This window comes from Paraburkholderia sp. GAS33 (genome assembly GCF_050436645.1).
Classification (GTDB): domain Bacteria; phylum Pseudomonadota; class Gammaproteobacteria; order Burkholderiales; family Burkholderiaceae; genus Paraburkholderia; species Paraburkholderia phenazinium_B.
This window is the reverse complement of the sequence record NZ_JBNDMP010000014.1, coordinates 139,431-151,154: the sequence shown is the minus strand read 5'-3', so window position 1 is coordinate 151,154 and position 11,724 is coordinate 139,431. Positions and strand designations below refer to the sequence as shown.

The following is an 11,724-nucleotide window of genomic DNA, read 5'->3' as shown; positions in this document are numbered from 1 at the left end:
CGTCGCCGCTGGCCCGCTCGCGCGGGACCACAAGGTCATGCAGGGCGGCGGGGTGCTCGTCACGGCTAGTAGCAAGGGCAAGGAGGGGCTGCTCACAGACAGTCCCCGGCGGTGGGACCGTCCGCTGTGAAATCCCGGCCCGCCTCGAGCGCGTCGCTCAGCGCGGCGGATTCGACCCTGAATTCGTGGGCGGGGTGGTCGAGGCCCACGCGGCACAGCACTGCAAAAAAGCCGCATATCCCGTAGGGATGCACGAGAAAACGCCGCGATCGCTCGGTCGCCGGCAGCGTCACGTCGATCAGGTTCCCGCGTGCGGTCAGCACGACCGAATGGGCGAGGAAGCGATAGGGGCTGTGCGTGTCCGGATCGTCCTCGGTATCGAGCAGCCAGCCGCGAAGCACGGTTGGCGTTGACCCATCGGTCCGCGTTGTCATGGCACTGGTTGGGCACCGGATGGAACCCGGGCAGCTGGTCGCCGCGCGGCGGCGCAAAATCCGCCTCTTCCGAGTCCAGCTTTGCCAGCACCTCACGGCCGAGCGCGACGAGCGGATTGCCCTGGGGGACCGTGGAAACGACCGGATTCTTCATGATGGTGATTCCGCCGTGGACGTGAGCGACGCCCAGAGGTTCTTGAGGGGACGCTCCAGCGTCGCCGGTGTCAGCTCGGCCGCGCTTTCCAGCTCGACGTGTTCAACCACCCGGTTGGCCGGATGCAGTCGCGTGTTCTGCGGCGCAACCGGATCGATCACCACCGGCGTGCCGCCGAGACGTACGAGGCCGAGCGCCAGAGCCACCGGGCCGGGCATGTCGAGCCTTCCGAGCACGCGCCGGATTGCCGGGAGCGCCGACTCGAGAAACGGTCGTTCGTAGTTTTCCGGAAACTGGATGCCCTGATATACCAAGCCGGTGTGAACGAAGGCTGAACGGCCAAGTACCAGCTCGATGTGCGCGGCGCGCGATACATGGCCATAAAAGAGATGCTCGGTCTTGCCATCCTGCCGGGCCGACACGTACGTCTGGCCTGCCTTTGAGCCGACGCGGACGAGATCGAACTGGCCGCACAGGCGCGCCGGTATCAGTTCGGCGGCGGCCGCGCAGATCGCGTCGAACTCACGCTGCTCGATTTCGGTGATGACGGTGTGCACCGGCACCGCCACGCACACAAAGAATGCGCCGTGTTCCAGCTGCACGCCGCTGGGGAAAAGTCCGCGCTCGAGCTGGGCGATCCGGTCGTCACAGGCGCGGCGTGCCAGTGCGAGTGGCGGGAGGTGGTGGTGTTCGGCCATGCTGCTGTTCTTCGACACTTCAGTGTCCGGTTGAAAAAAGAGGGCCTGGACGGTCGTTAGGCACTCCGGGACGATATCAAAACTAGGGAACATTATGGCGGTAATGTTCCCTAGAGGAAATCAAGATCATAAAAACGCTGGTAAAAATGATCCTGAAGATGCGAGAATTCCTGCAGCAAGCGGTCGCGCGGGCGGCCCAACAGGGAGGATCTGTGGAGCAGGAACCAATAGAGGAAAAGGCGCGCCGAGGCGGGTACGGCGCCATCGTGATCGACACATCGATCTTTGACCAATACCAGCTTGAACTGGAGTCGGGCCTGTTGCGACGGGTCGAGCAGTTCGCCGACGGAAGCGTGAAAGTCCTGATGCCCGATGTGACGCGGCGTGAACTCGAGAATCATCTGATCGGGAAAGCCGAGGAAGCACAAACGGGCCTGAAGCGCGCGCTTCGTCTGTCGCAACGTGCGGGGCTCATAAACGGCATCGAGGCGCAGTGCGACGCTATCGCAGCCCAGGCCACGACCGAGGCGGCGCAATCGGCCAGTCGTGCGCGACTTGCCACGTGGATCCAGCGCACCGGCGCGCGGGTGATTGACTGCGGGCGTCACGTCGACGTGACGACCCTGATGGACCATTACTTCGAGGCGCGGGCGCCGTTCGCCGCCACCGGAGACAAGAAAAACGAATTCCCTGACGCGGTGACCCTGCTTGCCCTGAAGGACTGGTCCGAAGCCAACGGCACAGATGTCCTCGCGGTATCGCGTGACTCGGACTGGAAGCGCTTCGCAACACTGACTGATCGCATCCACGTCGTAGAGAATCTGGCCGACGCCTTGATGGCGTTCCAACATCACACGACACTCTATGCCTGCAAGCTTCTCGCCGAGTCGCTCGATCAAGGCGACCCGCATGGAATCCGGTCAGCAATCGAGGCGGCCGTCTCGAGCCAGTTGATCAACGCGCTGCAGATCGAGACGTTGGGCAGTGCCGGCGACAGGCTCTGGATTAAGGACAGGATGGAGGTGATGCCACTTGGCGTCCGGTTTGCCGAGGGTCCGCTCGAGATGCGGTTCTCCGCGGTGCTGCGGAACGACAAAATGCTCGTGACGCAGGTACGGCTGATCGTCGGACTGAGATTTTCCGTCGCGAGCCGCATCCTTGAACGAGACGGCGGTCCAGGGGAGGTCTGGCCGGTCGTGATAACACGCAAGAAGGATGTCGCGCTGGATGCCACCGTCACTTTCCATGGCCGGAGTCCAGATCAGATGCGAGTGAATGACGTCGAAATCCTTCCGGCCAGCTATACGCTGGATCTCGGAGACGTCACCCGCGCCTGACATGCACAAGTTCCACTGCGTCGAGTTCCCACAGTGATGATCATGATCAACAGACTGGGTGAGGGGAAAGCGGTATGACGGACTGGCAGGATTTCGCGGTGGTGATGCTGTCGTCGGCCGGCGTGAGCGTCGCACTCACGGCCGCGCTTGTGTGGCTGTTGCGCACCTGGATCGGCGAGCGCGTACGCGGCGCGATCCAGGCCGAGTACGCGGAAAAGCTGGAAACCCTCAAGGCGCAGCTGCAGGCCGAGGCAGCCCTGAAGCTCGAGACTTACAGGGCGACCCTGAAAGGGCAGGGCGAAGCCGAACTCGAGAAGCTTCGTACGTCACTGGCGATCGCCGCGGCCGCGCGCAATGCGCAGTTCGGTGGGCTGGTCGAACGACGCTTCGAGGCGATCGCTTCGGTGCACGGGATGCTGCTGCGTTTTCACCGGGCGGTGCATCAGATGGTGCAGCCCAACCTGTTTGTGCGCGGACCCACCAACGAGGAACGGTCTGAGGCAGTGTACCAGGCGAGCGTCTCGTTCGAGGACGCCTACCCGGACAAAAAGATTTTCCTGCCGAAATCGCTGAGCGACCAGATCGACCATATCCGGCAGTCGCTGGTGAGTAACGCCAATCTCTACCAGATGATGGTGGTGCCGAAGCAGGACTACGAACGCCACCTGGATATCTATGTGAAGGTGAACAACGAGTTGCCAGCGACGATCGCTGCCCTTGAAACCGAATTGCGCACGCTGATGGGCGACGAACCGGACCCGACGCCGTCGATTTCCGGGCGCGACCACCACGTCTGAACAGGGGTAGCGCGCCGTGACCCGTCCGAAAATCGAATGGAGCGATATACAGCTGCGCGCCATCATGAACGCGCTGGCCGCGCTCGACCGCGATTTCCCGCTCGACAACGACCGCTTTCTTGACGCGCTGATCGATGAGGTCCGCCTGCTCACCGGCCGCCTGTACGGCGCCACGACCTACTCCAGGCTGCTGCGCGACGTCGCGCCCCAGGTGGGCGTCAGCCGGAATCCCAGTTCGCAGACCCTGCAGAAGGCGATCGGCCGCGCGCAGTCACTGGCACCGACCCCTGCGGCGGGGAACGCCGAAGCAGCGCCGGTCGTCGACGTGCTCGCATGGCGCAGGGCACTTGAGCCGGTGGTCCGTGAGGCGCTGGTGCCGCTGCATGCGCTGCTCGCGCAGCGCGGCGCGCAGGCGACCCTGCACATGGATGGGCCAGAGAGTGACAGCGCGGCACAACGCCTGCAGCTCGCCGAGGCGTCGCTGGCTGACGCGCACGCCCGCGTACGCCGCCTCGAGGAAGAAAACGCGCGGCTGCGTCGCGAAGCCGCGCAGGCCGAGGCACGCGCTACCGTGGCCGAGACCCGTATCGCCGGGTTGCTGGAGGATCTGCACCGGACGATCGCCGCATCGGCCAGCGGGGCTGGGGCGCTGGCGAAGGCAGCCGGGCAGCTGGCCGGCACCGAGCGGTTCCTGAAATCGCAGAACGACGCGGTCCGCCTGCAGGCGTCCGCCGAAGCGGATGCGCTACGCCGCCAGGTGACGCAGCTGCGCGAGCGCGTCGATCACCTGCTCCTCGACAACGAACAGTACCGTCGCACACTTTCGACCCGGCAGCCGGGCTATCGCTGAAGGCGCGGTATACCGGTGCGCGCCGGGGTCTGAGTATCAGGCCACATTTTTCCTACCTCTCCCAGATATCTCAAATCGCCACTCGTGAAAACTCCGGTTATCAGATGTGGCGATTTTCTTCGCGTCCCGGGTGGCCGACATTTCGTCAGAGCGAAGAAAGTGATCTGATACGATGCCTGCGGATTCCCTGCGACTTCGCGACGTGCCTGCCGTACGGCCTTCCAGCCATGCGTACAGGACCGGCGCGACCCGCTCCCGTCCGTGTTGACTGGCGTGCTCCAACGGGAGTAATTTACCTATAGGTTAATTTAACTATGCATCTGGAGGTTGCCTCTGGTAAATTCGCGGTTCTTGCCGTTGTGGACGACCGGGAGAACTTCGCGACCTCGTGCCCGGCCATCGATTTCCTCAAGGAATGCTGGCCCAACTATTCGTCAACGGTGAAGGGGTACCGTGCGCTGTTCGACCGTTACGCGCTCGGTGGGCGCGCATCGTTGACGAGCGCATTGCTCCACGAGGTCGACAAGGAGGACGCCCTGTTTGAACTCATCAAGGGAGATCTTCGGATCATGTGTTTTTTCCCCGGCGACGGGTCAGTGGTGCTGACCAACGGGGTGATAAAGAAAGGGCAGAAAGTTGACCCCCTCGCCGTCAAGGAATGTCGCCGGGCGAAGAAGAAATTCATGGAATCGAGAATTGTTCATGTCAACAGATGAATCTCTGAGCTGGTTCAGCGACCTTGAGCGGGATGAGTTCGAGCACCTGAAGCTCGAATTCGCCGAGCAGATTGACCATGCGATTGGCCGGATCGGACTCAAACGTCGTGAGGTCGCCGCCCGCATGGGGACGACACCTGCCTGGGTCACCAAGGTCCTGCGCGGCGATGCCAACCCGACTCTGGAAACGATGCAACGGCTGGCAGACGCTGTTGACTGCCGCGTCTACCTGCACGTTGCTCCAAAGCATGTATTCGGGGTATGGACGGAGGTACAGCAGCGAGGCGCTGCCAATACCCTCGTCAACGTCATTCCTCCCACGCTTGCGACTCACGACTCCGTCCAGTTCTTCATTGATGCGCACGCGCTCGGGAATGCATTGACTGCGATGCCGAGGGTTACGAAAAATATCGTCATCGGAGCAACCCATGGCTGAAGTCGTCAACGTTCGGACGCCGGGGGTAAATTTTGACCTCCTCCGCAACGAGAATGTGCCGGATTTCTTTGCAGACGGCGTTTCGAACGCAGCGATAGGGTTTCCCAACACGCGTCTGACATTTCACGTGCTGCAGCCACCGCCGGTCGGGGGACCGCTGCCCGAGCCCGGGTCAGTAGAACGAAGGAAGGTCGTGTTCGAACTGGTGATACCAACTGCGGCACTGTTCGAGCTATGCGCGAACATTGCACAAGGTGCGATGTCGGGCAGGCAGGCGATGAGCGATGGAGCGACAGCGTATCGGGATCAGTTCGTGAAGTTGATGGAATCGTTCGATCTGGCCGGGTCGAGAAAGTAGCGGTCTATTGCCATCGACGCCTTGATAGGCCGGGATGGGCGGGGTGGCCGAGTGGTCCGCGATCCGCGACGTCTCTGACGCGATCCTGGCAGGGCGGGGCGCTGAGCTTGACGCCGCGCTGGTTGAAAAAAGAGCGTCAGGAAATCCTCAGAATTAAATTCCAGGCGTTCCCGAGCCAGCCATCGGCGCCTTGAGCCGAATGGCCTCCAGAGCCCGCTACGTCCCATCCATAAACAGCCTCCTTGCAGTCATGTAAAAGCTGCTGACGGTGCCGTTACTCATTGTTGACGTTTTGCGCAGACCGGCTTAATATGTCGCCTTGTAGCTAAGACGTTTCGTGAGCGGATGAGTGTCGGGAAGCCGATGCGATACGAACGTGCTGCCGCCTTCGGGTGGTCCTGCATACCAGCAGGCGCAAGAGAAATCCGCTGGCACGCAATCGTGTCAGGAAAAGGCCCTTCGGGGCCTTTTTTATTTTTCCTTCCCCTTTTTCTTCTTCTTCGGCCGCTCTTTGGGTTTCGGGGGCTCGTACACGCCGGAAACCAGACCGATCAACGACCGGAAACGCCACCCGTCCGAAGCGGGCGGGGCCGCCAGGCCCCGCAGGTAGGCGCTTTTCACGAACATGTTCAGTGCCGGATGCACCGAATCCGAGTTTTTCGTGAGCGAAAAGAACAACGAATAATCCTGCGCCACGCCGTCGGTATCGGGAAGCGTCACCCTCGTCACGTAGGTGTAGCTCTCCTTGCACCAGTAGATCATGCCTCCGAGCATCGCATTGACGATTGCCGGCAGTTGCAGCGAGCATTCGTAGCGGATGACGTCGAACGCGCGCAGCTCACCCAGGTGCGAGTAGCGATGTTCGTCCTGATGCAGTGCGTCCTTGAACTCCTCGGTGAAGCAGTGGCATCCAAACTGGACATCGACGGGCACGATTACGGGGTCGCCGCCGGTAGGGGTGAGCAGGGGCTGCAACACCAAAGGTTGCAGGTGCCCGAACGTGTACTGCAGTCCCCGAAACTGCTTTGCGGCGAAATTGCTCATTAGCGTTGTGTTGTGAAAGCCCGACCATGCGCGCGCCGAACTGGCTTCGGCGCCGGCGGCATTTTCTCACAGCACAACGGATGAAAGGAAAGCGCGCTGGTCTTGAAACAGCCCCTCAAGGCCTTTGAGAGGCTCGACGCAAAACACTACCGGCAGGTTGTTTGGCCGTCATCGGCCTGACGACAAACCCTGAGCCCCACGACAGCCAGTTTTTGCGTCGGGGTAGCCGCGGCGAGCGGCGGATCGATGTGGGTGAGTACCGTGCGACTATGAACGGGCCCGCTCCGGCGGGCCTTTTTCTGCGCACCGGATGCGGTGAGGGACAAATCTGTCGATATGACCGAACCGAACGCAACTAACCGTCTGCCGGCACATTCTCCACGAACGAGCGGGCAATCTGCTCGTAAAGCGTTGCCTGTAGCGGCCTGGAACATCGCATCAAACGGTCGGCGCGGTATCCGGTACGACCGATTGGCATGAACCGGCGGGCGAATGTGCCTTATGCGATCTGGCTATCGATGAGGTTCAAAGGATATCTGACAATCGTTGTCATTGAGGATGGCTGACTAATGATAGCTTTTCGAACATTGACATTGCCGCGCCGAACGCCTCCCAGCTTAATTTGGCCGGTCCGCAGCGTCGTCATCCGATCAGACTGGAGAACGGAATGCAAGTTATAGAAGTCGCATCACTCATAGCGATCATCGCGCTGCTAGCAATAGGCGTCAAAAGATTCAACGAGCGTTGCCAGTCGAAATTCGGTCACATGTTCTTCAGCAAGAAGGCGTTTTTCGTAACGGTTGCGGCGGTTGCGCTGTTTGTCGCCGGAAACGCCTGGCGTGTTTCGGCGATCAAGGCGCACAGCGATACGCTGAACGCCATAATGCTGATGGTTGTGGCCGGCCTTGTTGCGTGCGGACTCGTGTTCCTGAACGTCAAGCAGACCGATCTTTTCTACGGACTGGTCGGCTCGGTCCTGCAGCTAGGTGCGTTTTCGGCGTTGGCACTCTTCTCATGGCCGTTTTTAATCGTTGCAGTTGTTCTGCAACTTATTGTGATTCTCTCGGCAAGGCCGGTGTACATCGTGAACCGGTAAGATAACGGATCGAGGCGCATCTGCCCTGATCCACTAACGATTAGCATCCCACCCTGATCGACGGATTGAGAGCGGTGAAGTCGTCAAACTGGAGGTCTCTCAGGTTCGGTCCGGCCCTCGTAAAGTGACCGAACTTTCAGCCGGCGTGCGCGCCGGCTTTTTTTCACGGGCAGTGCGTCGAATAGCGTCAGTGACGGCCACTTCCTCCTACCAGTTCCCGACTGACACCCGCCACGAGCAACATAGGCGCGCCCAGCTTTTCCTGTCCGCAATCCTCCAACCGCAACCTGACATTTGTTGACGTTCGTAACGGGACATCGATGATAGGTTTGTGAGGTAGTAGGTTTGCCAGTTGAACCAGGCCGCCGACTTAGAACGTTGTGGTGTCCGCTACGGACACAGGAATTGGTTGGCTAATATTGCCCATCCCCCACAGATTGAAAATCTGCCCGAAACCCACGCCAGACGGGGCTTCTGAGGCGGGCATCCCTCGTATCGCCGCGTTTTCTGGTACCGAGCCACTTATCGGCGGCCTCGCCTGATATAGCCGGATCTGACGTTTTCTCCCGTTCCTTTAGCAAATCCCGCTTTCGCGGACCTGCACTATGCATCGGGGGGAACCCTGTCAGTGCGCACGATCCTGTTCCACCAGGCTGGGTCGGCATAGTGCGCGGCGAGCGCGTCGATATCGACGCTCGCATCAGCAGGGCTGAACTCGAACGATCCGAACAGGTTGATGTGCTGCCAGGCAACGGGCGACATGCCCGCGATCAACGCCATCGCGTCATGGTCGCCTGCGGCACGTTTTTGCTCGTACACGCGCGAGAGCAGTGCCGTGTTGTAGTGGATGATCGCATTGGCGATCAACCGCGAGCATTCGTTCCAGATCTGCTGCTCTGCCTCGGTCTGGATTCGGAACTTGCCCGCGTTGACGAATGCGATTGCGCGACGCAACCGATGGTAGGCCTCGCCGCGGTTCAGGGCCTTCTGGACGCTCTGGCGCAAACCGACATCGTCGATGAATTCGAGGATGTATAGCGTGCGGCACAGGTTGTCGAGTTCCCGGAGCGCTTTCTTCGTCTGGTTCTGGCGCGCATAGCTGCTCAGCTTGCGCACGATGGTCGACTGCGTCACATCTTTCTGGGCGAGTGAGGCCATGATGCGCTGGACGTTAGGCCACTCGCGGATGATCAGCTCGTCGTCAGATTTGCGCGACGGTCTGATCAGCCACTTCTCGCTGTAATGTCCAGGATGGTGGCATCCGGTCAGGCCGGTGATTTTCTTGTGCAGATCCCGATAGCGTGGCGCAAACTGGTAGCCGAATGTGTACAGGGTCCAGAAGTTCACCTGGTTGGTGCCGTGCGTGTCCGTGGAATGACGCTCTGGCTGGATGTCGGAAGTGTTGTTGTAAAGCACGTCGAACACATAATGGCTTTCGTGTTCGTGCGTGCCGATGATGTTCGTGTTGACCGGTACGTGATTGGCGACCACGGTGCAGGAGCTAATCCCCTTTTCCAGTCCAAAATATTTGGGCGAATACCGCGCGTTGAAGGTGTCGATCTGGGTTTCGAAGCGTTGCCCGTCGCTGCTTGAATGGAGTTCATCGCGAATGTCGAACAGGTGAAATGCAGGCAGACCGGCGGTGGCGTTGCTGATCGCGTCGTTGGCCGCGTGGAGTGTTTCGGGGCGCAGGTAGTTACGCGAAGTGGTCACCATCGATGCGTAGCTGAGCCCTGAGACCTCTGCCGTCTTTCGCAGTCCCATGTTGGTGCCCATCGCGACCACGCAGGCGAGGATTTCTCGCGGATCGGCGTCCTGCTTCACATAACGTTCGAGTACATGAGTGAATGCTTTCAGGAACCCAGTTCGGCCCGCGACAAACCAGAGCAGATCCGCGATGCCGATACCTGGCAACTGGCCATAGAATGAACCGTTAACTGTTTCATCCACTTCGGGATAAAGCAGCGTCCAGTGGCGCTGGCCGTTGCGGCGGCTGAGCTTGACATGCTGGTTTTCGCCGCTTTCGATGCGCTCATTGACGAGTTTCAGCTTTGCTTCGATGGCCTCATGGAACATCGCCAGTGTCTGCTCGATCGGTGCGACCAAAACCGGTGCGCCAACTTCCTCAAGTACGGCATCCTTGTGTTCCCAGCGGGCATCGTTGATCAGGTCGTCCTCGAAACGGCGATACTCGGTGCTGTCCTCGCCATACACGTCACCAGCTTCGAGCGCGTTGCGCAACAGGCGGTAGACGAGGAATTCATAACGGTCGACATCCAGCTTCTTTTTTTTGCCCGCCTCTGAACCGTACAGGTAGCGCTGGAGATTCTTCGGGATCAGCGCAGTGGGGAACGTCGACGGGTTGGTCTGCCGGGGTGACTTGCCGTTGCGCAACAGCGCCTGCAGAAAATTGATGGCATCCAGCAGGGGCGCATCCTCGACCCGGCCGGAAAAATCCAGCTTCGAGAACAGGTGACGAACGTTGCGTTTGATAGTCGCAGACAGCGTCGTGTAGTGAGACCACTCAAACCCGGCCTTGTCAAAGGCGACGTTGCGCATGTAATTCGACACCAGCGTAAACCGCTCAGGTTCGAGCAGCGAGAACGCCTTCTTCTTGACGCTCGCAAACGACGCGTTACCTGGTATTGAGTCATCAATGAAGAGGTGCAGAACCTTGCCGGCGGCCTGCAGATGTGTGCCCACGTCCGTCAGCGCGCGTTGCATGGTTTCCTGACCGGCAGCGCGTGCCCACTTCTCGTACTGGTTGACCAGATGAATGAAGGCCTCGATGAGGTTATCGTTGATCTGGCGAAAGTGGTAGTAAGCAAAGCACAGCACAGCAGATACAGTCGAGTGGTGGAAACCGGCATACGCTGGAGCTTGTAGACCGTATAGAACTTCACGAGCGACGCGTAATACCGGCCACTTTCGGTCGAAATCCCTGTGGTCTCGAGGAAGCGCTTGGCAAACTCGTGCAGAGGCGCAAAGAACTGGCGGCGTTCGACTTCCTCACGCAGCTCCCTGTAGGTGAAATCCTTCGGCTCGCGCTTGAGCACGGTGATCCGGTATGTCGACTCGTCTGCCTGAAGCAACGCATCGAGCTGGTCTGTGATATCCCGTGTGAGTGCGTCGCCGAGCAGCCTTGTGATGCGCCTGCGCTCGCCAGTTACGACCCGTCCGACTATGTCCTGCAGGACGGCGTACACCGGCGCGACGATGCGCTGCTGGCTCAGATACTGAAGCGTTTCGCGCAGGATGTAGATCGGCTGCGTCGAGAGCATGGCGATGCGCTGCGCCCGGTGTTCCAGCTCGGCTTTCGCTGCGTTATCGCAAAGACGAAAACCGAACAGTTCGAGCACCGTGTGCTGCAGGGCACGGCGCGTCGGATACGAAGGCGAACTGAGACCAGTCAGGTTCCTGCCCGGAAAATGACGGCCAAGGATGTGATGCAGATCCTCCTCCACAGCCGCCTGATCGTAATCGAAGAACTGGCGTTTCGCCTTGAAATATCCTAGCTGCAGCGTCAGGTGGACTGCCACCGACGCCGTGCGCGCATGGACGATGAGTTGTTCGGGCTGACTCAGGCCGAAGTACACCTGCCGGTCTTCGTCGGTGAAACGTGGCAGTCCGTAAAGGTCATCGATTTCCTGGCGAGTGAGGATTAACAGGCGATGTGAGTCGGCAGGCGTGGGAAAGCTTTGGTCTCTGTGCATTCGGTCGCAGTGGGCATCCACAGACGTGGCGACATGGCGGCGGCGCCCGACGGGCGCAGCGAAAGATGTTACTGGCGTTTCTTTTTAGACG

At 60.1% G+C, this 11,724-nt stretch carries 10 protein-coding genes and 1 pseudogene; 7 read left to right on the top strand and 4 right to left on the bottom strand.

Annotation, left to right across the window (positions count from 1 at the left end; genetic code table 11):
• Positions 1-92 precede the first annotated feature (92 nt).
• Both P3T24_RS32430 and P3T24_RS32425 read right to left on the bottom strand, forming a co-directional pair.
• Positions 93-434: a hypothetical protein gene (locus tag P3T24_RS32430; RefSeq protein ID WP_429440915.1), complete on the bottom strand. Its 342-nt coding sequence runs from the start codon at positions 432-434 to the stop codon at positions 93-95.
• Between the two features lie 150 nt (positions 435-584).
• The gene (locus P3T24_RS32425) at positions 585-1,304 is read right to left on the bottom strand and encodes a hypothetical protein (protein WP_429440913.1); all 720 of its coding nucleotides are present in this window, start codon (positions 1,302-1,304) and stop codon (positions 585-587) included.
• Positions 1,305-1,432: 128 nt separating this feature from the next.
• Between P3T24_RS32425 and P3T24_RS32420 the strand changes: the two genes are divergently transcribed.
• The 6 genes from P3T24_RS32420 (at position 1,433) to P3T24_RS32395 (ending at position 5,780) form a co-directional block, all read left to right on the top strand.
• Positions 1,433-2,623 (top strand): PIN domain-containing protein, encoded by a 1,191-nt coding sequence (locus P3T24_RS32420; RefSeq protein ID WP_429440911.1) that lies wholly within the window; start codon positions 1,433-1,435, stop codon positions 2,621-2,623.
• Between the two features lie 98 nt (positions 2,624-2,721).
• Entirely contained in the window at positions 2,722-3,420 is a 699-nt protein-coding gene (locus tag P3T24_RS32415; RefSeq protein WP_429440910.1) for a hypothetical protein, read from the top strand.
• 16 nt (positions 3,421-3,436) lie between these two features.
• Entirely contained in the window at positions 3,437-4,270 is an 834-nt protein-coding gene (locus P3T24_RS32410; protein ID WP_429440909.1) for a hypothetical protein, read from the top strand.
• A gap of 314 nt (positions 4,271-4,584) precedes the next feature.
• Positions 4,585-4,986, top strand: coding sequence for a hypothetical protein (locus P3T24_RS32405; protein WP_429440907.1), 402 nt, complete (start codon positions 4,585-4,587; stop codon positions 4,984-4,986).
• Positions 4,973-5,422, top strand: a complete 450-nt coding sequence (locus P3T24_RS32400) for a helix-turn-helix domain-containing protein (protein ID WP_429440905.1) — start codon at positions 4,973-4,975, stop codon at positions 5,420-5,422. Before P3T24_RS32405 ends, P3T24_RS32400 begins: the two co-directional genes overlap by 14 nt.
• Positions 5,415-5,780 carry a hypothetical protein gene (locus P3T24_RS32395; protein WP_429440904.1) on the top strand — a complete coding sequence of 122 codons (366 nt, stop codon included), beginning with the start codon at positions 5,415-5,417 and terminating at the stop codon, positions 5,778-5,780. Before P3T24_RS32400 ends, P3T24_RS32395 begins: the two co-directional genes overlap by 8 nt.
• Before the next feature lie 471 nt (positions 5,781-6,251).
• On the opposite strand, the gene P3T24_RS32390 is transcribed toward P3T24_RS32395, so the two are convergent.
• On the bottom strand, positions 6,252-6,824 hold the full coding sequence (locus P3T24_RS32390) for a hypothetical protein (protein ID WP_429440903.1): 573 nt from the start codon (positions 6,822-6,824) through the stop codon (positions 6,252-6,254).
• A gap of 622 nt (positions 6,825-7,446) precedes the next feature.
• Between P3T24_RS32390 and P3T24_RS32385 the strand changes: the two genes are divergently transcribed.
• Positions 7,447-7,920 (top strand): hypothetical protein, encoded by a 474-nt coding sequence (locus P3T24_RS32385; RefSeq protein WP_429440902.1) that lies wholly within the window; start codon positions 7,447-7,449, stop codon positions 7,918-7,920.
• A gap of 603 nt (positions 7,921-8,523) precedes the next feature.
• On the opposite strand, the pseudogene P3T24_RS32380 reads toward P3T24_RS32385, so the two are convergent.
• A pseudogene (locus tag P3T24_RS32380) lies at positions 8,524-11,633 on the bottom strand (Tn3 family transposase).
• Positions 11,634-11,724: the final 91 nt, after the last annotated feature.